The sequence below is a fragment of the Streptomyces sp. NPDC043878 genome, assembly GCF_056435735.1.
Genome location: NZ_JBWKDW010000045.1, coordinates 18701 through 41386, shown reverse-complemented (window position 1 = coordinate 41386; position 22686 = coordinate 18701). Strand labels below are relative to the sequence as shown.

Here is a 22686-nt window from a genome sequence, read left to right as displayed (position 1 = left end):
GCAGGGGGGACCCTGTGGGAGAGTAGGACACCGCCGAACAATTCTTGGGAAAACCCCCGCACCGTTGGTGCGGGGGTTTTCTGCGTTCCGGGGTCAGGTATTACGGTGGCCGCATGAGCACCTCGAACGCCGAAAATCCCGGAAGCTATCTCATCCGTTCCATACGCTCCGACGAATGGGCCAGGGCCAAGGAGCTGCGGCTCGTCGCCCTGCGGGACCCGATCGCGCATCTCGCCTTCCTCGACACCTACGAACAGGCCGCGGCGAGGCCGGACTCCTTCTGGCAGGAGCGCGCCGAGGGTGCCGCCGAAGGGGCGACCGGGGCGCAGCAGATCATCTCGGAGGGCCCGGACGGGGACTGGGCCGGCATGCTGACCGTGCTGATCGAGCAGCCCGGGACCACGGACTGGGCGGGATCTCCCATCGAGCGGAAGCAGGGGCACATCGTCGGCGTCTACGTCAGGCCCGAGCACCGGGGGTGCGGGATGACCGAGGTGCTGTTCGACGCGGGCCTGGAATGGGCCTGGGGGCAGGGCGTCGAGCGCGTACGGCTCATCGTGCACGAGGACAACGGGCGGGCCCGGTCCTTCTACCGCAAGACGGGGTTCGTGCCCACCGGAGTGATCGTGCCGATCGCGGGCAGCGAGGGCCGCGAGCTGGAGATGGCCGTCGAGCGGCCGTGAGGAACGGGACGGCGCTCACACCGGCAGTTCGTCGTGCGGCCAGCGGGCGCGGGCCTGTTCGCGGGAGCGGAGCAGGGCCAGCGTGAGCAACCCCCGGTCGGCGCCGGTGGCGAGCAGCTCCGGGAGCTGGGGCAGGGGTGCGACGGCCGCGATGTCGTCCAGGACGAGGGTCAGTGGTGGGTCGAGCCGACCGGCGGATGACCGTTCGGCCATGCGCCGGCCGTGCTCGACCACGCTTGCGGTGAGAGCCGTCAGGAAGGGCATCGCACCGGGATTCGTCCTGGGATCTTCGATCGATTCACCGACCACATAAAGCGTGCCCCCTTCGTCGACGAAGGAATCCAAGGCGAGGGCATCAGTTCGGTTTGGAGTGCACGCCTCACGGATGTTGACGGTGAAGAGGGCGGCCAGCGCCCGGCCCGCCAGTTCCTGGGCGATGTCACGGCGGTCCGGATGCCCGGTGAGCGCTGCCTCGAGCTCACCCGCCGAGCCGGCGGCCGCCTTGGGATTCGTCCGCAGGGTGCGGACGGCGTCCTGGATCTGGGTGCCCTGCGACCAGCGGTGGACATGGCGGACGGTTCTGCCGTCGATCGCGGCGGCGTGGAGGTAGCTGCGCAGGAGGGTCTCGGCGGTATCGCTGACCGCCTGGTCGAGCCGCGCGGTGGGGCGGATCGGGCTGAGCAGGGCGGTGGCCCTCGCCGCGGCCGTCGCCTTGTCCTCGCAGCCCGCGGTGGGCGACCAGTGCAGACGGGCCGGGGTGTCGCAGCGGTGCGCGGGGTCGTAGAGGTGGACCGGGCCGAGCTTCGCGCGGGCGTCCTTCGTGTCCTGCCACAGCACGGGGTCGGAGGTGACGACGAGGGCGGGGCCCGCGGCGTCGCGTACCGCCTGGGTCGCCGACGTACGGCGGCTGTCCGGAAGGCCGTAGAGCACCACGCCCCCGGAGCGGACCGGTTCCCACGCGCCCGGTCTGTCACCGCCGAACGGGGAGGCGGGGACCGTCTGTTGCGGGGCCGGCGGCGTGAGGAGCTCCGCGGGTTCAGGCTCGACACGCGGGACGGGGACCTCGTGCACCTGGGGGTGCGGCCGGCGTGCCTCCGGCTCGGGTACGGGCGCGCGCACCGGCTCGGGAACCGGCCTCGGTTCCGTGCCGCTCGTCGTGCCGCGAGCCGTCGCCTCAGCCCGTTTCCGTGCCCTGACGCCCTTCCACCGTGCCACCGTGCCGAGCGTGAACACCGTCAGGACGAACAGCACCATCAGCTGGCCGAGGAACAGGCCCCAGAAGAGGCCGTAGCCCGAGAGCTGGGCCGGCGGGGTGTCGGGCCAGGCGCCGGGGACGTCGTGCGGGCGGCCGATGAGGTGGCGCATGGCCAGCGGGGTGCGGGTGAAGGCGACGCCGTCCGGCCAGGCGCCCTGGGCGAACAGGCCGGACAGGCCGGTCGCCGTCCACACCAGCAGGGTCATGCCGAGGAGGAAGGCGAGCAGGCCGACCAGGAGTCCGTCGGGCACGCCTCCCTGCCGGCTGTGGCGGTCCGTTCTGTCCTGCCGGCGGTCGAGGTGATCGTCCGGTCTCACGGCTGCCCCTGCCCCTCCGCCTACGCCACCGTCGACTCGGACGAGCCGTCCAAGTCGTTGAGGTGCTGCTCCATGAAGGCCGCCGCCCGTTCCTCCGCCTCCAGCTCGGCGGCGCGCAGGGCGTCGCCCGCCATTTCGTGTTCCCTGGAGGTCTCGGTCATCGCGCGGTCGGTGAAGACGAGCGGGCGTTCGGTCTCCGTGACCAGGTGTTTGACCACCTGGACGTTGCCGTTGACGTCCCAGACGGCGATGCCGGGGGTCAGGGTGGGGATGATCTCCACCGCCCAGCGCGGCAGCCCCAGCACCCGGCCCGTGGCGCGGGCCTCGTCGGCTTTCTGGGCGTAGATCGTCCGGGTCGACGCCATCTTCAGGATCGCGGCGGCCTCCTTCGCGGCCGCGCCGTCCACCACGTCACTCAGGTGGTGGACGACCGCCACGAAGGACAGACCCAGCCGCCGGCCGAACTTCAGCAGGCGCTGGAAGAGCTGGGCGACGAACGGGCTGTTGATGATGTGCCAGGCCTCCTCGACCAGGAAGATGCGCTTCTTCCGGTCGGGGCGGATCCAGGTGTGCTCGAGCCATACTCCGACGATCGCCATCAGGATGGGCATGGCGATGGAGTTGCGGTCGATGTGGGAGAGGTCGAAGACGATCAGGGGTGCGTCCAGGTCGATGCCGACCGTCGTGGGGCCGTCGAACATGCCCCGCAGGTCACCGTCGACCAGTCGGTCCAGAACGAGGGCCACGTCCAGGCCCCAGGCGCGTACGTCGTCCAGGGCGACGTTCATCGCCTCGGCGGACTCCGGCTCGGGGTGCCGCAGTTGGTCGACGATGTCCGTCAGGACGGGCTGGCGGTCGATGATCGTCTCGTTGACGTAGGCGTGCGCGACCTTGAGGGCGAAGCCGGACCGCTCGTCGAGGCCGTGCCCCATGGCGACCTCGATGATCGTGCGGAGCAGGGCGAGCTGCCCCGTCGTCGTGATCGACGGGTCGAGGGGGTTGAGCCGGATGCCGTGGTCGAGGGCGGCCGTCGGGTCCAGCCGGATGGGAGTTATGCCCAGCTCCTGCGCGACCAGGTTCCATTCGCCGACGCCGTCCTCGCCCTGGGCGTCGAGGACGACGACCTGGCGGTCGCGGAAGCGCAGCTGTCGGAGGACGTACGTCTTCTCCAGAGCCGACTTGCCGTTGCCGGACTCGCCGAGGACCAGCCAGTGCGGGGCCGGGAGCTGCTGGCCGTACAGCTGGAAGGGGTCGTAGATGTACCCCTTCCCGGAGTAGACCTCGCGGCCGATGATGACCCCCGAGTCGCCCAGGCCGGGCGCCGCGGTCGGCAGGTAGACGGCCTGCGCCTGGCCGGTGGAGGTGCGTACCGGAAGGCGGGTCGTCTCGACCTTCCCGAAGAGGAAGGAGGTGAAGGCGTCGGTCAGGATGGACATCGGATCCCGCATGCGGCGGCCCCTACCTTCGAATGCCGGTGGCGAACGGGAGCGTGTTCACGAAGGCGCGATGGTGCTCTCGGTCGCACCACTCCAGTTTCAGGTACGACTTTCCGGCCGAGGCCCGGATGGTCCGCTTGTCGCGGGCCAGGGCCTCGGGGGTGCGGGAGGAGACGGTGATGTAGCCGACCAGGTTGACGCCGGCGGCGCCGCTCGCGAGGTCCTCTCCGCGCTGGTCGAGCCGACCGTGCGCGGCGACGTCGCGGGGGTCGACGGTCCGGTTCATCTTGGCGGCGCGGGACGCCTCCGCCTCGTCGTTGGTCTTCTCCGTCAGCATGCGTTCGATGGCGACCTCGGTGGGTTCGAGGTCCATGGTGACGGCGACGGTACGGATGACGTCTGGGGTGTGGACGAGCAGCGGCGCGAGGAAGTTGACGCCGACGGGGGTCATCGGCCACTCCTTCACCCAGGCGGTCGCGTGGCACCAGGGGGCGCGGGTGGAGGACTCGCGGGTCTTGGCCTGGAGGTAGGAGGGCTCCATGGCGTCCAGTTCGGCCGGCCAGGCGTTGCGCTTGGTCATCGCCTGGATGTGGTCGATCGGGTGGTCCGGGTCGTACATCGCGTGGATGAGCGAGGCGAGCCTGCCCTGCCCGAGGGGCTGGCGGACGCGGATGTCGGCCTCCTGGAGGCGCGAGCAGATGTCGGTCAGCTCACGGGCCATGACGACGGCGAGCCCGGCGTCCCGGTCCAGTTTGCGGCCCGAGTGCGGCCGGGCCGCCCGGGCCATCGCGTGCGCCTCGGCGGACAGTTCGCGGGTGAAGTGCATGCAGGCCACGAGGTAGGCGCGGTGCTGCTCGCTGCTGGTCGACACCATCGACTGCAGCTGCTCGTACGACTGCGCCAGCCATCCCGGTGCCCGCTCGTCCCCGCGTACGGCGACGTCCTTGGCGTGGGCGTCCGGGTCGGCGGGGAGGGTGCGGGCGAGCATCTGGAGGCGGGTGACGAAGCCGTCGCCGTTGGCCACGTGCTTGAGGAGGGTGCCGAAGCGGTCGACCAGCGCCTCCTGGTCCTCGGAGTCGCGCAGGCCGACACCCGGGCCCTCGATCTCGATGGCCGCGGTGACGGTTCTGCGGTCGGCGTGCAGGAGTACGGCGATCTCGTCCGGGCCGAAGGGCGCGGCCAGCCAGTTGATGCGGCCGATGCCGGGCGGCGGGCCGACCTCGATCTCCCGGCCGTCGAGGCGGGTACCGGCCTCCATGGCGGAGGAACGGTAGGTCGTCCCCCGGCGCAGGGTGCGCTTGTAGCTGCGGTTGATCTCGAACCACTTGTAGAACGTGCGGCGCTTGTACGGCACGTAGACGGCGGCCAGCGCGAGCATCGGGAAGCCCGTGAGCAGCACGATCCGCAGGGAGAGGACGGGGACGAGGAGCCCGCACATCATGCCGAGGAACGCGCCCAGGACGATCAGCGCGATCTCACCGCTCTCGCGGTTGCGGCCGACGATCGCGTTCGGCCGGGCGCGGCCGATCAGATATGTACGGCGGGGCGCGAGCACGTGGGACACGTGGGACTCGGTCGTCAACGCCCTTCACCTCCCGTGCGGTTGGTACTGCTGTTGCGGGTTTCACTGGCGTGCGGCGTGTTCACCGGGCTGCCCTGGCGGGGAGCGGGGGCGGCGGAGGGGACAGATCCGCCGCCTCCGTTCGCGGTGCGCGAGCTGTGCGCGGCGACACCGCCGGAGGCCGGGTTGGCGGGGCGGGGTCCGCTGGACGCGGACTGGCCGCCGCCGCCGTTGTTGTCGGCGCGGGTGCTGTGGGTCTTGATGCCCTGCGCGACCATGGTCGCCGGGGAGCTGATGACCGCGGCGGCCTTGCCCTCGGCGCCCTGCATGATGCGGTTGTTGCGGGAGCCGGCGATCTCGTCGCCGAAGCCGGGGACGAAGCGGTAGATCATCGCGCTGGCGAAGATGGCCAGCAGGATGATGGCGAGCCCGGAGACGACGGCCGAGAAGGCGTCGGGGCCGTTGTCGGAGGACAGGGCACCGGCCAGGCCGAGCACGATGACGATCACCGGTTTGACCAGGATGACGGCGATCATGATGCCGGCCCAGCGGCGGACGTGGCCCCACATGTTCTTGTCGACCAGGCCCGCGTAGACGACGGTGCCGAGGAGGGCGCCGACGTAGAGCAGGGCGGCCCGGATGACGAGCTCCAGCCACAGGACGCCCGCGGCGAGGATCGACACCAGGGACACCACGATCAGCATGATCGGGCCGCCGCCGATGTCGTCGCTCTTGCCGAGAGCACCGGAGAACGTGCCGAAGAACGTGTCCGTCTGGTCGCCGGTCGTCTTCGCGAGGACCTCGGAGACGCCGTCCGTCGCCGACACGACCGTGTAGAGGATCAGCGGGGTGAAGGCGGAGGCGATCACCGTCAGCCACAGGAAGCCGATCGCCTCCGAGATGGCGGTGGTCAGCGGCACGCCCCGGACGGCCCGCTTGGTCACGGCCAGCAGCCACAGGACGAGCGTGAGGATGGTCGACGCGGCGAAGACGACGGCGTACTGCTGGAGGAACTTGCTGTTCGTGAAGTCGACGTTCGCGGTCTCCTTCACGGCCTCGCTGAGCTTGTCGACGGTCCAGGACGCGGCGTCGGCACAGCCCCTTGCCAGGGAGGAGAGGGGGTCGAGGGTGTCGGTGAGGGGGGGGTTGGTACCGGATCGCTTGCCGGAGCTGCCTCTTTCGCAGTAGTCCTTGGCGGGACCGCGGATCAGGTCGCAGGGGTCGTTGCTGGTCGTGGGCTGAGGTGTGGGTGCGGCGAGCGCGCGAGTGGCCAGCAGGAGCGTAGTGGTCTGCACGGCTGCGACGGCGGTCGTGACCTTGAGGAAGCAGTGCTTAGCGCGCATAGGTGAAGCCTCCGTACTCCTCGACGGCCTTGGTCATGTCGTCGGCGGTGGAGGCCTTCTGGTCGCGTCCGACCGGGACCGGCCCGTCCTGCTGCTGGAAGTCGGTGACCTTCCAGTCGTTGTCGATCCACTTCAGCTCATAAGTGGTGGTGTACCAGCTCTCGGACACCGGATTGGTCGAGTTCTCACCGGACAGACCGAACAGCGACGTGTACCAGACCTCGACCGTCGCATTGCTGGCACTGGCCGACTTGACCTTGGTGCCCACCGGGATGACGCGCGAAATGAACGTTTGGCCGCTCGGCGCGCTGCCGTCCTTGGCGAGGCCGATGTTGGTGAGGAAGTCCTCGTTCGTATACGCCTTGTCCAGGGCGGTCTGGCGGGTTGCCGCGACATCAGGGGCATAGACCGTGTCGACGATGTCGTGCCGTCTGGCCGTGTTGAACATGTCGGTCGAGCCCAGCGCGACGGAGTAGTTCGCCGCCGCGCTCTCCGCCCCCGTCTGGTCACGCGTGAAGCCCGACGGGATTCCGCCCGTCGTGGACCTCACCGGTTTGTCGCCGGATGCTGCCGTGGAGGCGGCGTCCGGCTTGGCGCCGGACGTGCCGTTGGATGCGGAATCGTCTCCTCCACGGTTCGCGAAGGCGATCGCGGCGATCAGGAGGACCACCACGCCGACCACCGTGACCAGGCTCCGTGAGGAGGAGCGGCCACCGCGGCGGGCGCCTCCGTACACGTCGCCGCCCCGGTCCGGCAGGCGGGTCCGGGTCTGCCCGGTGCCGCCGTAACCGGAGGCTTCGTTGTCGTCCCCGAGACTCATGCCGCGTACGCCCCCTCGACGTCGTGCGGATACTCGTAGGAATACGACGGTAGCCGTGCTGGTTCCCGCGCGGGCGCGGTGTGGTGACTCGACATCAGGGAAACGCAACCTCAGCCGGTGGGCACGACGGACGGGTGGGGTAGGGGAACACCGGGCGCGCCCGGCCGGACTGACGGAGCGTCGACCGGACGCCCCGCCTACACGGCCATGCCGTACACGATGGTGAAGAGCGTGCCGAGGGAGCCGATGATGAAGACGCCCGTGAGGCCCGCGATGATGAGGCCCTTGCCCTGTTCCGCGCTGAAGGTGTCGCGCAGCGCGGTCGCGCCGATGCGCTGTTTGGCGGCGCCCCAGATGGCGATGCCGAGGCAGAGGAGGATGGCCACCGCCATCACCACCTCGATCATCACCTTCGCCTCGTTGCCCAGGCTGCCGAAGGGCCCCCAGTCCGGAGCGATTCCGCCGATGATGGTGTTGATGTCTCCCTTGTCGGCCGCAAAGAGCATGTAAGTCACCGCCCCTGGTGGGTAGTTCCGCACCCCCTGCGTGGGTGCAGAGGTCAGGCACCATTGTCGCCGACGATGGCGCCGTCGTATGTCGACTTGACGTCATTGATTGGCGGGTTTCGTACGAACACCTTACGGAGGGTCGTATGGTCACTCTGTGTATCACGGCAGGTCACGCCGGGCAATGAGGCCGGAGCGGAACCTGTGGTGTGGTTCCGTCGTTGACCCCTTTTACGCCCTTGTCCGTTCCCGCCCGTTTCTGACGGCCGGTCGGGGGAAAGGGTCGTGCCGGTGTTCTCCGGGTGAAGGTTAACGCCGCGACGGCGGACGGGCCGCGGCTGGGTGCCGCGGCCCGTCTCCTGTGCCGCCGGCGGTCTCCCCACGAGCGCCCGCCGACGGCGCGTCCTCCCGGTGCGTCCGGGGTCTTCCGTGCGTCCGGGGTCAGCCGGTGAAGGCGCTCACGCCCTCCGGGGTGCCCCAGCCGGTCGGTCCGTCGTAGCCGGACGTCGCGGTGCACAGGTAGCTGGTGGTGCAGGTGCCGTTGTTGCCGCTGGTGACGTCGTTGAGGGCGGAGGTGCCGGCCGCCGTGTAGGGGAACTTCGCCGGGTAGGAGCCGCTGGAGGGGGTGCCGGCGAGGGCGTAGACGGCAGCGATGATCGGGGACGAGGCGCTGGTGCCGCCGAAGGTGTACCAGCCGGCGGTGACGCCGTAGGAGTCGTAGACGGAGACGCCGGTCGCCGGGTCGGCGACCGCCGAGACGTCGGAGATGGTGCGCCTGGCGCAGCCGGTGTCGGTCTGCCAGGCCGGCTTCGCGTCGTAGGAGGAGCAGCCGGAGCCGGTGCCCTCGGTGCTGCTGGTCTTCCAGACGCTCTCGGTCCAGCCGCGGGTGGTGGAGGTGGCCTTCGTCAGGGCGGTGCCGCCGACGGAGGTGACGTACCGGGAGGCGGCCGGGTACTCGGCGCCGTAGGCGGAGTCGCCCGCGCTGACGGTGATGGCGACGCCCGGGTGGTTGAAGTACGAGGAGTCGTACGACGTGTCGGAGGAGGACTCCGAGCCGCCGTAGCTGTTGGAGACGTACTTCGCGCCGAGGGTGACGGCCTCGTTCACGGACTTGCCGAGGTTGGCCATGGTGGCCGAAGTGGCCTCGACGAGGAGGATGTTGCACTTCGGGCAGACGGCGCTGGCCATGTCGAGGTCGAGGGATATCTCCTCCGACCAGCCCGAGTCGCTGGTGGGGAGCGAGGTGGTGGAGCCGGTCTGACCGACCTTCCTGAAGCAGCCGTTGGCCGTGGTGCAGGCGGTGAGGCCGTAGTACGAGCGGTACTTGGCGAGGTCGGCCTCGGCGTTGGGGTCGTTGTACGCGTCGACGATCGCGATGGTCTCGCCGGCGCCGTTGGCGGCGGCCGCGGAGGTCAGGCCGTAGGCCGACTGGAGGTCGGTGGGGCCGTAGCCGGAGGGGGTGGTGGCGTCGGCCGCCCTCGGTGTGACGCCGGCGGCCCTGGCGCGCGCCTGCTGGAAGGCGGTCACGCCGCCGGTGACGCGCAGGGAGTGGCAGGCCAGTTCGCCGGTCTTCCTGGGGGTGGAGCAGGGGGCGGCCGTCCAGGTGACCTTGGACGGCGTGGCGGTCGTCTGGGCCGCGTCGGCCTGGACCGCGGTGCCGAATCCGGCGAACACGAGCGCGGCGGTGGCGGCGACGGCCGCGGCGACGCGGCGGGCGCCGCGGCGGGGGGAGGGGCCGTCGGATCTGTCGGTGGGGGTGGTGGTACGCAAGGGTGCAGCCTCCTGATGGTGGTGGGGCAGGGGCGCGTGCGGGTGCGTGCCGCCGGTGTGGGGTCCGCGGCGGTGGGCGGCGGCCCGCGAAGACGATGCTCTTGTTGAGTACGCGACAACAAGGGGCTGCCGGAATCCTGACTTCCGCCATACCGAACCCAGGCCGGGGGTTACTCGCCGATGGCTGGCAGATGGGGCACGGGTGAAGGCCGCTTGACCCAACTCACAGGCGACTCACTGGGATTGGGCACGCGGGACACGCCCACCGGAGGTGAACGGGTGCCGGGTCAGCGGGGCTTGAGGCCGTGCAGCATGTGGTGGACCAGGCCGTCCACTCCGGCCAGGGCCGCTTCGGGGGTGAGTGTGCCGCTGGCCGTGAGGGTGGCGGTGCCGTGCAGGGCGGCGGCCGCGACGAGGGTGATCTGCTCGGGGTCCCCCTCGACGATCTCGCCGCGCTTCTGGGCGTCCGCGATCAGACGGTCCAGTCCGCCGACGGTCCGGTCGACGGCGGCGGCCATCTGGTCCGACGCGTCCGGCTCGTGCTTGCGGGTGTACATCAGCTCCAGCAGCTCGGCGTTGTCGATGGCGAAGCCGAGGTAGGCCCGGGCGAGCGCGACGAGGCGGGGCTCCAGGGGGAGGGCGGGGTCGTCGGCCGCCTCCAGGGCCCGGGCGAGCCGTTCGTAGCCGGTGAGGGCCAGCGCGTCGAGCAGGGCCTGCTTGTCCCGGAAGTGCCGGCCGGGGGCCGCGTGGCTGACGCCGGTCGCCCGGGCCAGTTCGCGCAGGGACAGCGCGGCCTTCCCCCGCTCCCGCAGGGTGCGCTCGGCGCCGGCCAGCAACGCGGCGCGCAGGTCTCCGTGGTGGTAGGGGCGGCTCTCGGGCATGCGGACCATCGTATCCCGATGTTGCCGCCGCCATCATTGTTGTCGTTGACAGCATTGTTGGCGGCGCCTACATTGACGTCATGGCTGACAAGCATGAGCAGGGCAAGTGGAACGCGAGCCGGATCCCTGACCTCTCCGGCCGTACGGCCGTGGTCACGGGCGCCAACAGCGGCATAGGGCTCACCGCGGCGGACGCGCTGGCCCGGGCCGGCGCGCACGTGGTGTTCGCCGTACGGGACCTGGAGCGGGGCCGGGCCGCGGCCGGGACCGTGACCGGCAGCACCGAGGTCCGGCGCCTGGACCTCGCCGACCTGTCCTCCGTGCGGGAGTTCGCCGGCTCCTGGAGCGGGCCGCTGGACCTGCTGGTCAACAACGCGGGCGTGATGATGCTCCCGCGGCAGCGGACCAAGGACGGCTTCGAGATGCAGTTCGGCACCAACCACCTGGGCCACTTCGCCCTGACGAACCTGCTGCTGCCGTACCTCACCGACCGGGTCGTCACCCTCTCCTCGGGCGCCCACCGCTGGGGCGACGGCCGGATCCACTTCGACGACCTGAACCGCACGGCCGACTACGAACCGCGGCGCGTCTACGGCCAGTCCAAGCTGGCCAACCTGCTGTTCACCCTCGAACTCCAGCGCCGCCTCACGGAGGCCGGCTCGCCGGTCCGCGCCCTCGCCGCCCACCCCGGCTACGCGGCCACCAACCTCCAGAGCCACACGGCGAGCCCCGTCGCCCGCGCCTTCATGCGCCTGGGCAACCGGATCGTGGCCCAGGACGACAAGGCGGGCGCCCTGCCCACCCTCTACGCGGCGACCCAGGACCTCCCCGGCGCGAGCTATGTGGGCCCCGACGGTCTCGGGGAGATGCGGGGCGCGCCGACCCTCGTGGGCCGTTCGGCCGCGGCGAGCGACCCGGTGACGGCCCGCCGGCTGTGGACCGTGTCGGAGGAACTGACCGGCACGGCCTTCCCGTTGGTGCCGGCGGGGTCGGAGGGCGGTCCGGCCGGCGGGTGACGCCGGCCGGCGGTCATTCCGTCGGGCCGTCCGTCCCCGGCACGCCCTCCACGAAGTGGTCGAACTCGCCTGCCTGTACGCCGAGAACGAAGGCGTCCCACTTGCGGCGGTTCGTCGTGACGACGTTGTCCGGGGCGCTGGTCTCACGCAGGTAGACGGGGGCGTCCCCGTCGTCCCCGTCGCCGAAGGCGATCTCGATCCAGGGGCCGGGGCCGGTGGCGTCGGGTGGGGCGGCGCGGGTCCATTCGAGGTCGGGGGGCAGTTCAGCCACGGTGGTTTTCCTCCTTGAGTGCGGAGAGGAGGGCGTCGAAGGCGGCCGGAACGGCCTTGAGTATCGCGCCGGTCGGGTCGCTGCTCTCGGTGAGATGGATCGTTTCGGTGGCGCGGGTGGCGGCGACGTGGACGCAGGACTCGCCTTCGCCGCAGTACGAGGACTTCTGCCAGGAGGTGGACATGTCTGCCTCTCAGAGGGACTGGATGACGCTGTGGATGAGGGCCCGCGACTCCAGCTCGATCAGGCTGAGTGCCATCAGGCGGTCGAGAACCTTGCGGTACTTGTCGAGTTGGGCCTCGGCGTGCAGCAGGGCGATGCCGTGCGACTGGTCGAGCTGCACCGTGTCGAGCTCAGGCACGGCACCGTGGACGTAGTAGATGGGCTGGCCTGCTCCGGGGTAGCCGCCTGCGTCGAACGGGATGACGTGGATCGAGATGTTGGAATGGTCGGTCATCTTGAGCAGGTGCTTCAGTTGCTGCTTGGCGACTTCGCGTCCGCCGAACCTCATGCGCAGGGCGGCCTCGTGGATGATCGCGTGATACGGGACCGGCTCCCTCCGGAAGAGCACGGCCTGCCGTTTGACGCGGAAGGACGCACGGTGTTCCACCTCGGGCGGCGAGAGTTCGGGGACGACCTGGCGGAACACCTCACGCGCGTGGTCCAGTGTCTGGAGAAGACCGGGGATACCTGAGGTATGGGCAGTGCGCAACGCGGTGCCGTGCGACTCCAGTTCGGCCAGATCCAGCAGCCCCGGCGGCAGGATTTCCCGGTACTCCTCCCACCAGCCCCGCCTGCGATCGCCGGTCATCTCGGTGATGGCCTCGACGAGCGCCTTGTCGGGGCACTCGTACTGGCAGGCCATGGCGCGCACCCGGTCCGCGCTCACTGGCAGACGTCCGGTCTCCATGTTGCTGACCTGGGCCTGCTTGATGCCGAGAAGCCGAGCGGCCTCCGTCGACGTCAGGCCTGCGCGCTCACGCAGTTTGCGCAACTCTGCGCCGAAACGGAGTTGCCGTGCGGTCGGGTTGGTCCTCGCGGGCATGCCCGTCGCTCCTCCGTACTACCTGTCACCCACAAAGGTGGTTGTGTCAGTTATTGCCCTGAACGGGATGAAGAATATATGGCGGCCCGCTACTTTGTGTAAGGCGCTCATCGCTCAGAAGTGCACCGCTCGACGGATCGGTAGGCCACTGGGCAACTCTAAGCACGCCTCCAACTCCCCACAGTGATCGGAGACATCCGATGGCCACCGTATCGCCGTCCTGGGCCTACACCCTCCACCTTCCGCACGATCCACGCGCACCGGGGATCGGCCGCGCGACCCTGCGTACCGTGCTCGCCGCGCACGGCCTCGTCCAGCTCGCCCCCACCGCCGAGCTGCTCGCCTCCGAGCTCCTCACCAACGCCCATCTCCACACCCACGGGCCCTACGCCCTCCGGCTGCGCGCCATGGAGACCGGCGGCTCCGTATCGGCGTGTGGGACACGGACCCGAGAGTTCCGGCGGGCTTCACGCACGAGGGGGCCCTCGCCGGCGTACCGCCCGTGAAGGCCGAGGACGGTCGCGGGCTGCATCTCGTGCGGGCCTGTGCGGACTCCGTCGGAGCCTCCGTGCTGCGTGAGCTCGGTGCCTCGAAGGGCGGAAAGCTGCTGTGGGCCGAGTGCCGGTAGCGGGGTCGGCCGCGGCACGGGAGAATGCGGTGAGGGCCTGATCCGTTTCTCACCTTCGTTCGGCAGAGTGGAGGCCGATGAAGCGCATCTTCCGCGTCGGCCGCCTGCCGTGTCCGCCGCGCCCCCTGCTGTGTGCCGTGGTGGCGCTGGCCGTCACCTCCGCCTCCGAGGCGGCCGCGGACGACGGGCCGGGCCCGCTCGGCGTGACGAGGGCCGCGGCGGCGACCGCGCAGAGCGCACGGGTCGGTGCCCTCTTCGGCGCCGGCCACGACGGCGGACTCGGCGGTCACTTCTGTACGGCGTCCGTGGTGCGCAGCCCGGGGCACGACCTCCTCGTCACCGCGGCGCACTGCCTGGACGGCGCCGGCGACCTCCTCTTCGTGCCCGGCTACCGGGACGGCGAGGCGCCGTACGGCGTGTGGAAGGTCCAGCGCCGGTACCTGCCCGACGGGTGGGCCAAGGGGCAGGACGAGGACAGCGACGTCGCCTTCGCCGCGCTGGAGGACCGGGACGGGAAGGGCGTCGAGGACGCCGTCGGCGGCAACCGGTTCGCCACCGGCATGGCCACCGGCGCCACGGCCGTCACCGTCACCGGATACCCCAGCTCCCGTGACGTGCCGGTCGCCTGCACGAACAAGCCCACCGCGCACAGCCGTACACAGCAGCGCATCGAGTGCCCCGACCTCACCGGCGGCACCAGCGGCAGCCCCTGGGTCAACGGCGACGGACAGGTCGTCGGCATCCTCGGCGGGCACGAGCAGGGCGGGGCCACGGCCGACATCTCGTACAGCGTCGTCCTGGGGGCGGAAGCCCGCGCGCTGTACCGGGACGCGACCGCCGATCGCCCGCAACCGACGCCGTAGCGGCGACCGCTGACGACCCGTCGCCCACCCCCGTCACGACGTGCTGTTTTCCGCCCTTCTTCCTCGTGCGTGATCACCCCGGAGGGCGGTCCCCGCCTCTACACTGACGTGGGCGACGGACTCCCGGGCGGCGAGGGGCGGTTGACGGTGCGTAAGGCATGGATCGTGGCGACCCTGGCTGTCGGATCCGCACTCTCCTTCGTGATGCTGCTGGTCGTCGGCGTCTACATCGTCGCCGGGAACCTCACGAACGGCGTCGGCGGCGCCACCAAGGCCCTCGCCAAGGGGTCGGTGCCGGCCGCCTACCAGCCCATCGTGCAGAAGTGGGGCAACCTGTGCCCCGCCCTCAACCCGGCACTGCTCGCCGCGCAGCTCTACCAGGAGAGCGGGTTCAACCCGACCGCGAGAAGCGCGGCGGCGGCCGAGGGCATCGCGCAGTTCATCCCCGGCACCTGGGCCACCCACGGCGTCGACGGCGACGGGGACGGCGACCGGGACGTCTGGGACCCGAATGACGCGATTCCGTCGGCCGCGTCCTACGACTGCAGCCTCGCCTCCTACGTCAAGGACGTCCCCGGCAACCTGACCGAGAACATGTTGGCCTCCTACAACGCGGGCGCCTACGCGGTCATCAAGTACGGGGGCGTGCCGCCGTACCAGGAGACCCGGAACTACGTGAAGACCATCACCACGCTGGAGGAGAGCTTCGCGGCGCCCGTCACCCGCGTCGACCCCTCCAAGCAGGCCGCCGGGGCGATCTACTACGCGCAGAAGAAGCTCGGCACGCCCTACCTCTGGGGCGGGAACGGCACCGCTGACCAGGGCGGACGCTTCGACTGCTCGGGTCTGACCAAGGCCGCGTTCGAAAGCGTCGGGGTCACGCTGCCCCGGGTCGCCAACGACCAGTACAACGCGGGCCCGCACCCCGCGCGGGAGGAACTGCTCCCCGGCGACCTGGTGTTCTTCTCGGACGACCTCACCAACTCCCGGGCCATCCGGCATGTGGGGATCTACGTGGGCGGCGGGTACATGATCGACGCCCCGCGCACGGGCGCCGTGATCCGGTTCGACCCGATTGACACCCCTGACTACTTCGGGGCCACCAGGGTCACCGAAGATGGCGCGAAAGCGCTCCCCGCGACGGTCTGAACGAGCCCCGAACCGAGCGTGAACCCGCCCCCTGAGCTGCGGCGATGTGTTTCTCTTCGATAACGTCTGCGTGATCATTCGGTGGAGTGTGGAACGTATCAAGCGGGGACGTGCGTTCCTGTTGACGTAGCCGAGCGGACGTCAGCGTCGGATCGACAGCGGAAGCGGATCTACACACCACGGGGGTGGGCAGGCGCGGCGCGCGCAAGTGCGCGCCGGAAAGACGACGAAGGGGCCGCAGCGCCATGGCTGGACTCGCCGAATCCGGGTCGAACCCCGACGTCGACCTGCTCTACGACATCAACGGCCTGGCCAAGGACGCGCCGCACTGGTTCGACCGGACCGTGGAGTACGTCGGTGAGTACGGGCTGCTGGTCGCCATGGTGCTGCTCGTGCTGTGGTGCTGGTGGGGCGTGCGCCGCCGGGGCGGCGAGGACGCGGCGCCGTCCGTCGCCGCGCTGCTCTGGGCGCCGCTCGCGGCCGGCGTCGCGGTCCTGGTCAACGTGCCGATCCGCGGATTCGTGGAACGCCCACGGCCCTTCCTCGACCATCAGGGCCTGGACGTCCTGGTGTCCGGGAAGACCGACTACTCGTTCGTGAGCGACCACGCGACCATCACCATGGCGATGGGCGTCGGACTGTTCGTCGCCAACCGGAAGTTCGGGATCGCCGGGATCGCGCTGGCCCTGCTCGAAGGGTTCTGCCGGATCTACCTGGGCGTGCACTACCCGACCGACGTCGTCGGCGGGTTCGCGCTCGGCACGGCCGTGGCGCTGCTGCTGTCCCCGCCCGCGACGGCCCTGCTGACGCCCGTGCTGAAGGCGGTCGAGCGGTCGCCGAGGGCCGGCCGGCTCATCCGGGCCCGGGGCCGGTCCTCCGACGGGCAGGACGCCGTGGTCCCCGGGGGGCGGCGCGAGACACCGGGCGACGAGGAACGGGACCTGGCGGCCTGAGCCGGGCGGTCCCGCGCCGAGGTCACAGAGCCTGCGGGTAGCTGAAGAAGCGGTCCGGGTCGTACTGCTTCTTCACGGTGGCCAGCCGGGCCGCCGCGTCCCCGTAGTACGCCTTCCGCCAGTCCGTGAGCGTCGGGTCCGTGTAGTTCTGGTAGGCCGCGCCCGAGGCGTACGGCTTCATCGCGCCGTGCGCCGAGGCCAGCCAGGACTGGACCGTCGTGCCCGAGGTGCCCGCCCGCCAGGACCCGATGTACTGGGCCAGCATGCGGGACCGGCGGTGCACGAACGCCGTGGCGGTGGGGGACACCCGGTTCACCGCGCCGCCGAGCGCGGTCAGCGCGACGCTGCCCGCACCGCCCCGCACCGACTTGATCTGCGTCAGCAGCGCCTGGACGCCGGCCGCGGACAGCGAACGGTCGAAGAAGTCCGAGCGCGCCGCGTACGTCTCGCGCTGAAGGGCGCCCTGCGGGGAGCGGCCCGGGGTCGTGCCCGGCAGATGGCACTGGGCGTCGTTCGCCTGCGACGAGCAGCCGGCGTAGATCTCCATCGCCTCCTCGTAGCCGCGGCGCTTCAGCGACACGCTCGTCGCGTTCGCGCCGGCCGCGTGGGCGAGGCGGTCCACCGCGTTCTGGAGTTCGCCGTAGGTGCCGAGGGAGAACGCGGCGACCGACACCGTCGGGGTGCCGCCGGAGGTGTTCGCCAGGTGCAGCGACGACCAGATCTCGTCCGGCTGCGACGGACCCCACTCCTGCCAGGCCTTCAGCACCGCGGCCGCCTTCGCCCACGGCCAGCTGAGATACGCCGTCACCGCCTGCGGGGCCGGGTGCGTCTTGAACCGGAGCTCGGTGACGACACCGAAGTTGCCGTTGCCCGCGCCGCGCAACGCCCAGAAGAGATCCTTGTGTTCGCCGGCGTTCGCGGTGAGCTGCCTGCCGTCCGCCGTGATCACGGTCGCCTGGGTCAGGCTGTCGCAGGTCAGGCCGTACGCCCGGGAGACCACACCGTGGCCGCCACCGAGCACGAGGCCGGACACGCCGACCGTGGGGCACGAGCCCGCCGGTATCGTCACGCCCTTCGCCGCGAGCGCGCGGTAGACGTCGATCAGCTTCGAGCCCGCGCCGACCACCGCCGAGCCGGCGGACGCCCGGACCCGGTTGAGCTTCGACACGTCGAGGACCAGGCGGCCGTTGCCGGAGGACCAACCCGCGTACGAGTGGCCGCCGTTGCGAATCGACACGTGGATGTCGTGGGCGTGGGCGTACGACAGGACGGTGCGTATGTCGTCCGCGTGCGAGACGTAGGCCACGGCGGCCGGCTTGAGGGAGTCGAAGCGGGTGTTGTACAGCTGCCGGGCCGCGGCCCACTTGGCGTCCCCCGGGCGCACCAGGACGCCGTCCAGGTCGTGGGCCAGGGCGGTCCAGTTCGCGGCGGCCGCGACGGCGGCGGGGGCGGTCGTCGTGCGGGTCGACATGGCGGTGGTGCGGGCCGGGCTCTGGGACGGGGTCCGCGGGGTGGTCGACGCGGTGGAGCCGTCGCTCTGGCAGGCGGACGTCGCCATCGCCGCGGCGGTTGCCACGGCGCCTCCGATGAACGTACGACGTTGCATGTCCGTGCCTTCCGTCAGCCCTGGCGGGCGAGTGTTCCGCCCTGGGGTGGCCGTTGCCGGCCGGGTCGGGGTCCTGTCGAACGAGACGGGTTCCCGGGGGGCGGGGGTTCCAAGGGCTTTGGGTTGCCGTGTGGCGCGGGGCTTTGGAGGTGGGGTGGAGTCGGGTTCTGGGGCGGGGGCGGGTGCGGGTGCGTTGTGGGTTTTTGCGCAGTTCCCCGCGCCCCTGGGTGGGGGGTCAGGGGTTGTGTGTCGGGTGCGGGTGGGTGGGGGGGTGTCGCGCAGTTCCCCGCGCCCCTATGAGGTCGTCGGTCGTGTGCCGGCTGTGGGGGTTGTCGCGCAGTTCCCCGCGCCCCTGCAATGAGGTCGTCGGTCGCGTGCCGGTCGTGGGGGTTTGTCGCGCAGTTCCCCGCGCCCCTATGGGGCGTCGGTCGTGTGCCGGTCGTGGGGGTTTGTCGCGCAGTTCCCCGCGCCCCTATGGGTTGTAGTTCGCGTGCCGGTCGTGGGGGTTTGTCGCGCAGTTCCCCGCGCCCCTGCAATGAGGTCGTCCGTCGCGTGCCGGTCGTGGGGGGTTTGGTGCGCAGTTCCCCGCGCCCCTATGGGGCGTCCGTCGCGTGCCGGCCGTGGGGGCTTGGCGTGCGGTTTTCGCGTCCTTGGGGGCTGTTGTCAGGTGGGTAACAGATTGGTGTGGGATTCCGCGTCTGTTCTGGCTGTGCTTCGGGCTCTGCGGGCGGGGCCTCGCCAGCCGCAGGTGCAGTGGGCCGTGCAGAAACGGCCGTTCTCGACGGTACTCGTGCGGTGTCCCGGAGCTTCCCGGCCGGGTTCGGTCATGTCCTGCTGCGCCACGCCGACAACGTTACCCACGGAAGGTAAAGCGCTGGTATGCGCGTGACGACGGGGCCCTACTCGTCGTTAACCGCAACGACACGGGGCCCGTGACGGACGTAGCGGCTGGGGGTAGCAGGCGATGACGGAGCGGCGGCAGCGGCGGTGGACGGCGGGCGGGACGGTCGTCGCGGCGGGGCTCGTGGTCTGTGCCGGTCTCGGCGCGGGCGGCTGCTCCGGCAGTGGCGCCGCCGCCGACGCGGCGCCCGCCGCCGATCCGGTCGACATCCTGCACCGGGCCGCCGACAGCCTGGTGGACGCGGGGAGTTCGAAGACCCGGACGTCGATGGAGATGGCCACCGGCGGGACCCGGGTCACCATCCGCGGCGAGGGCAGCTACGACTTCCGCCGGCAGGTCGGCCGGTTGAGGGTGCTGCTGCCGCAGGACCCGGCCGGCACCAGTGAGCACCGGCCGATCACCGAACTCCTCGCACCCGGCGCCCTGTTCATGAAGAACCGGGGCGCCGGAGTGCCCGCCGACAAGTGGGTGCGGGTCGACACCGGCACCCTGGCAGACGGGAACCTGGTCACCGGCGGGGCCACCGACCCGTTCGCCGCCGCCGAGGTGCTGCGCGGGACGCGGACGGCGACCTACGTGGGGACGACCGAGCTGGCCGGCGCCCGGGTGCGGCACTACCGCGGGACGGCCGACCTCGCGGCGGCGGCGAAGGACGCGTCCAGTGGCGGGACGAGATCCCTGGCGGCGGCGGCGAAGGGGTTCGCCACGGCCCGGGTGCCGTTCGACGTCTACCTCGACGAACAGGGCCGCATCCGCAAGATCCGGCACCGGTTCAGCTTCGTCAACGGACAGCACAAGGGCACCGTCGCGGTCGCCTCGACGACCCTGCTGTTCGACTTCGGGGCGCCCGTCGACGTACGGCTGCCGAAGGCCGCCGACATCTACGCCGGGCGGATCGCGGAGTGACCGCGCGGCGAGAACTAGCCCGTCCGTGCCATGCGCGGTGTGTAGGCCGCTCCCTACTCTAGGAAGTCGGTGACGGCAGAGAAGAGGTGACGCGCGTGGCTCCGGTCGGCGGTACGGCAGTTCAGGACCACGTGGCCCTCGCCGAGATCGAGTTGTGCGGAGAGCTGATCATCGCGGCCTCGGCCGCCGAGGACCGGCTCAGTCTGCAGAGCATCGACGAGGTGCTGCGGGTGGCCGAGGAACGCGGGGGTGCCTCCGGCGACTGAGCCGGGGGCTTCCCTCCGGTCGGCGCGGACCGTTCTTCTCCGGTCGGCTGGCCGGAATCAGGTGCGCAGGAGGCGGCCGATCGCCTTGGTCGCCTCCTCCACCTTCGCGTCGATCTCCGTGCCGCCCTTGACGGCGGCGTCGGCGACGCAGTGGCGGAGGTGCTCCTCCAGCAGTTGCAGGGCGAAGGACTGCAGGGCCTTGGTGGAGGCGGACACCTGGGTGAGTATGTCGATGCAGTAGACGTCCTCGTCGACCATCCGCTGGAGGCCGCGGATCTGCCCCTCGATGCGGCGCAGCCGCTTCAGGTGCTCGTCCTTCTGCTTGTGGTAGCCGTGCACCCCGCGGTCGTGGTCGCTCACCACGTCCTGCCCCGCCGTGGGTGCGGTGGCGGCGGAGGGCGTGTCCGCGCCGGCCTCGGTGGTCGTCATCGCGTCCTCCAGACGTATACCCCTACTGGGTATATCGTACAGAACTTCGGCGGGTATAGGTCCAGTGGCCGTCACCGCGCGCAGCGGCTGGACTGGACCACTGGGCGGCCCCCGTGCCGATCATCGTGTTCGATGGGCGACACTGGGGGACGGCCCATTAGCCGTGGCCGGATGATGCGCCTAGCATCAGCCTGACCGAAACCGATGCACCCCGAGGACCCCTTGTGCGATTTCGTCTGACCCCCAGGGAGACGAGCTTCTACGACATGTTCGCCGCATCCGCGGACAACATCGTCACGGGCTCGAAGCTCCTCATGGAACTGCTCGGGGCGGACACCGCCGGCCGGGCCGAGATCGCAGAGCGTATGCGGGCCGCGGAACACGCGGGTGACGATGCCACACACGCGATCTTCCACCAGCTGAACTCCTCGTTCATCACGCCGTTCGACCGTGAGGACATCTACAACCTCGCGTCGTCCCTCGACGACATCATGGACTTCATGGAAGAGGCCGTCGACCTGGTCGTCCTCTACAACGTCGAGGAACTGCCCAAGGGCGTCGAGCAGCAGATCGAGGTGCTGTCGCGGGCGGCCGAGCTGACCGCCGAGGCCATGCCGAACCTGCGGACCATGGACAACCTCACCGAGTACTGGATCGAGGTCAACCGCCTGGAGAACCAGGCCGACCAGGTCCACCGCAAGCTGCTCGCCCACCTCTTCAACGGCTCGTACGAAGCCATCGAGGTGCTCAAGCTCAAGCAGATCGTGGACGTACTGGAAGAAGCGGCGGACGCGTTCGAGCACGTGGCGAACACGGTGGAGACCATCGCCGTCAAGGAGTCCTGAACCGTTCATGGACACCTTCGCCCTGATCGTGACCATCGCTGTCGCGCTCGGATTCACCTACACCAACGGCTTCCACGACTCGGCGAACGCCATCGCCACGTCGGTCTCCACGCGGGCGCTGACCCCGCGGGCCGCGCTCGCCATGGCCGCCGTGATGAACCTCGCGGGCGCCTTCCTCGGCAGTGGCGTCGCCCACACCGTCAGCAGCGGACTGATCGAGATGCCCGAGGGGTCCAGGGGGATGGGGGTCCTGTTCGCCGCGCTCATCGGCGCCATCGTCTGGAACCTCGTCACCTGGTACTTCGGCCTGCCCTCGTCCTCCTCGCACGCGCTGTTCGGCGGCATGGTGGGCGCGGCGCTCGCAGGCGGTACGGAAGTCATCTGGTCCGGCGTCCTCGACAAGGTCGTCATCCCGATGTTCCTCTCGCCGGTCGTCGGCCTGATCGTCGGCTACCTGGTGATGTGCGTGATCCTGTGGCTCTTCCGCCGCTCCAACCCGCACAAGGCCAAGCGCGGATTCCGGATCGCGCAGACGGTGTCGGCGGCCGGCATGGCGCTCGGGCACGGTCTGCAGGACGCGCAGAAGACGATGGGCATCGTCGTGATGGCGCTCGTCATCGGTGACGTGCAGGGTGCGGACGACCCGATCCCGGTGTGGGTGAAGATCTCCTGCGCGCTGATGCTGTCGCTGGGCACGTACGCGGGTGGGTGGCGCATCATGCGGACGCTCGGGCGGAAGATCATCGAGCTGGATCCGCCGCAGGGGTTCGCCGCGGAGACCACGGGGGCGTCGATCATGTTCGCCACGGCGTTTCTGTTCAAGGCGCCTATTTCCACGACGCATGTCATCACCTCGGCGATCATGGGTGTCGGGGCGACGAAGCGGGTCAACGCCGTGCGGTGGGGGGTGGCCAAGAACATCGTTCTTGGGTGGTTCATCACCATGCCGGCTGCGGCGGCCGTCGCTGCGGCGGCGTTCGGGGTCGTGAATCTGGCGTTTCTCTAGGCTGAGGCCGCAGGGGGCGCCGCCCCCTGGACCCCCGCTCCTCAAACGCCGGAGGGGCTGGATGGTGCGGCCGGGCTGGATGGTGCGGCCGGGTTGAGATCACGGCCGGACTGAGGTCACGGCCGGACTGAGATCACGGCCGGGCTGAAAGAGCTGGACCATGCGAACGGGCCCGCCCCCTTGTCGGGGGCGGGCCCTTTTCGGCCTCGCGGTGGCACCGCCATGCAGCA

The 22686-nt window shown here is 70.5% G+C and carries 22 protein-coding genes and 1 pseudogene; 10 read left to right on the top strand and 13 right to left on the bottom strand.

What is annotated here, in order from left to right; all coding sequences use genetic code 11:
* Positions 1-113: 113 nt before the first annotated feature.
* Complete coding sequence (locus AC07AZ_RS37060; protein ID WP_478855160.1) at positions 114-683, top strand: GNAT family N-acetyltransferase; 570 nt, start codon at positions 114-116, stop codon at positions 681-683.
* 15 nt (positions 684-698) lie between these two features.
* Here AC07AZ_RS37060 and AC07AZ_RS37055 read toward each other — a convergent pair whose 3' ends face one another.
* From AC07AZ_RS37055 to AC07AZ_RS37020, 8 genes are all read right to left on the bottom strand, one after another.
* On the bottom strand, positions 699-2255 hold the full coding sequence (locus AC07AZ_RS37055; protein WP_478855159.1) for a TraM recognition domain-containing protein: 1557 nt from the start codon (positions 2253-2255) through the stop codon (positions 699-701).
* A gap of 20 nt (positions 2256-2275) precedes the next feature.
* The gene (locus AC07AZ_RS37050) at positions 2276-3703 is read right to left on the bottom strand and encodes an ATP-binding protein (RefSeq protein WP_478855158.1); all 1428 of its coding nucleotides are present in this window, start codon (positions 3701-3703) and stop codon (positions 2276-2278) included.
* Positions 3704-3713: 10 nt separating this feature from the next.
* Positions 3714-5273: an SCO6880 family protein gene (locus tag AC07AZ_RS37045; RefSeq protein WP_478855157.1), complete on the bottom strand. Its 1560-nt coding sequence runs from the start codon at positions 5271-5273 to the stop codon at positions 3714-3716.
* Positions 5270-6595: a hypothetical protein gene (locus AC07AZ_RS37040; protein ID WP_478855156.1), complete on the bottom strand. Its 1326-nt coding sequence runs from the start codon at positions 6593-6595 to the stop codon at positions 5270-5272. Before AC07AZ_RS37040 ends, AC07AZ_RS37045 begins: the two co-directional genes overlap by 4 nt.
* Positions 6585-7415 (bottom strand): DUF8175 domain-containg protein, encoded by an 831-nt coding sequence (locus AC07AZ_RS37035; RefSeq protein WP_478855155.1) that lies wholly within the window; start codon positions 7413-7415, stop codon positions 6585-6587. The genes AC07AZ_RS37040 and AC07AZ_RS37035 overlap by 11 nt, the downstream gene beginning before the upstream one ends.
* 197 nt (positions 7416-7612) lie before the next feature.
* The gene (locus AC07AZ_RS37030) at positions 7613-7921 is read right to left on the bottom strand and encodes a hypothetical protein (protein WP_003991275.1); all 309 of its coding nucleotides are present in this window, start codon (positions 7919-7921) and stop codon (positions 7613-7615) included.
* A gap of 441 nt (positions 7922-8362) precedes the next feature.
* Positions 8363-9691: a S53 family peptidase gene (locus AC07AZ_RS37025; protein ID WP_478855154.1), complete on the bottom strand. Its 1329-nt coding sequence runs from the start codon at positions 9689-9691 to the stop codon at positions 8363-8365.
* Positions 9692-9978: 287 nt separating this feature from the next.
* Positions 9979-10581 (bottom strand): TetR/AcrR family transcriptional regulator, encoded by a 603-nt coding sequence (locus AC07AZ_RS37020; protein ID WP_478855153.1) that lies wholly within the window; start codon positions 10579-10581, stop codon positions 9979-9981.
* Positions 10582-10652: 71 nt separating this feature from the next.
* On the opposite strand from AC07AZ_RS37020, the gene AC07AZ_RS37015 reads away from it, so the two are divergent.
* On the top strand, positions 10653-11588 hold the full coding sequence (locus AC07AZ_RS37015; protein WP_478855152.1) for an oxidoreductase: 936 nt from the start codon (positions 10653-10655) through the stop codon (positions 11586-11588).
* A gap of 13 nt (positions 11589-11601) precedes the next feature.
* Here the strand turns inward: AC07AZ_RS37015 and AC07AZ_RS37010 are convergent, their stop codons facing one another.
* The 3 genes from AC07AZ_RS37010 to AC07AZ_RS37000 are packed head-to-tail and all read right to left on the bottom strand — an operon-like array spanning position 11602 to position 12904.
* The gene (locus AC07AZ_RS37010; RefSeq protein WP_478855151.1) at positions 11602-11859 is read right to left on the bottom strand and encodes a DUF397 domain-containing protein; all 258 of its coding nucleotides are present in this window, start codon (positions 11857-11859) and stop codon (positions 11602-11604) included.
* Positions 11852-12043 carry a DUF397 domain-containing protein gene (locus AC07AZ_RS37005; RefSeq protein ID WP_478855150.1) on the bottom strand — a complete coding sequence of 64 codons (192 nt, stop codon included), beginning with the start codon at positions 12041-12043 and terminating at the stop codon, positions 11852-11854. Before AC07AZ_RS37005 ends, AC07AZ_RS37010 begins: the two co-directional genes overlap by 8 nt.
* Before the next feature lie 9 nt (positions 12044-12052).
* Positions 12053-12904, bottom strand: a complete 852-nt coding sequence (locus tag AC07AZ_RS37000; protein WP_478855149.1) for a helix-turn-helix domain-containing protein — start codon at positions 12902-12904, stop codon at positions 12053-12055.
* Between the two features lie 200 nt (positions 12905-13104).
* On the opposite strand from AC07AZ_RS37000, the pseudogene AC07AZ_RS36995 reads away from it, so the two are divergent.
* The 4 genes and pseudogenes from AC07AZ_RS36995 (at position 13105) to AC07AZ_RS36980 (ending at position 16497) form a co-directional block, all read left to right on the top strand.
* Positions 13105-13532: pseudogene (locus AC07AZ_RS36995) on the top strand (ATP-binding protein).
* Between the two features lie 77 nt (positions 13533-13609).
* Complete coding sequence (locus tag AC07AZ_RS36990) at positions 13610-14395, top strand: trypsin-like serine peptidase (protein WP_478855148.1); 786 nt, start codon at positions 13610-13612, stop codon at positions 14393-14395.
* A gap of 204 nt (positions 14396-14599) precedes the next feature.
* Positions 14600-15544 carry a C40 family peptidase gene (locus tag AC07AZ_RS36985; protein ID WP_478855162.1) on the top strand — a complete coding sequence of 315 codons (945 nt, stop codon included), beginning with the start codon at positions 14600-14602 and terminating at the stop codon, positions 15542-15544.
* Between the two features lie 245 nt (positions 15545-15789).
* On the top strand, positions 15790-16497 hold the full coding sequence (locus AC07AZ_RS36980; RefSeq protein ID WP_478855147.1) for a phosphatase PAP2 family protein: 708 nt from the start codon (positions 15790-15792) through the stop codon (positions 16495-16497).
* A gap of 22 nt (positions 16498-16519) precedes the next feature.
* Here the strand turns inward: AC07AZ_RS36980 and AC07AZ_RS36975 are convergent, their stop codons facing one another.
* Positions 16520-18103, bottom strand: coding sequence for an FAD-binding oxidoreductase (locus AC07AZ_RS36975; RefSeq protein ID WP_478855146.1), 1584 nt, complete (start codon positions 18101-18103; stop codon positions 16520-16522).
* Positions 18104-19067: 964 nt separating this feature from the next.
* Here AC07AZ_RS36975 and AC07AZ_RS36970 point away from each other — a divergent pair.
* Both AC07AZ_RS36970 and AC07AZ_RS36965 read left to right on the top strand, forming a co-directional pair.
* Complete coding sequence (locus tag AC07AZ_RS36970; protein WP_478855145.1) at positions 19068-19910, top strand: SCO4651 family lipoprotein; 843 nt, start codon at positions 19068-19070, stop codon at positions 19908-19910.
* Between the two features lie 86 nt (positions 19911-19996).
* Positions 19997-20176, top strand: coding sequence for a hypothetical protein (locus AC07AZ_RS36965; RefSeq protein WP_478855144.1), 180 nt, complete (start codon positions 19997-19999; stop codon positions 20174-20176).
* A 57-nt stretch (positions 20177-20233) separates the two neighbouring features.
* On the opposite strand, the gene AC07AZ_RS36960 is transcribed toward AC07AZ_RS36965, so the two are convergent.
* The gene (locus AC07AZ_RS36960; protein WP_478855143.1) at positions 20234-20605 is read right to left on the bottom strand and encodes a metal-sensitive transcriptional regulator; all 372 of its coding nucleotides are present in this window, start codon (positions 20603-20605) and stop codon (positions 20234-20236) included.
* 224 nt (positions 20606-20829) lie between these two features.
* On the opposite strand from AC07AZ_RS36960, the gene AC07AZ_RS36955 reads away from it, so the two are divergent.
* Together AC07AZ_RS36955 and AC07AZ_RS36950 are read left to right on the top strand one after the other, a co-directional pair.
* Positions 20830-21450 (top strand): DUF47 domain-containing protein, encoded by a 621-nt coding sequence (locus tag AC07AZ_RS36955; protein WP_478855142.1) that lies wholly within the window; start codon positions 20830-20832, stop codon positions 21448-21450.
* A 7-nt stretch (positions 21451-21457) separates the two neighbouring features.
* Positions 21458-22456, top strand: coding sequence for an inorganic phosphate transporter (locus tag AC07AZ_RS36950; protein WP_478855141.1), 999 nt, complete (start codon positions 21458-21460; stop codon positions 22454-22456).
* The last annotated feature ends 230 nt before the right edge of the window (positions 22457-22686 follow it).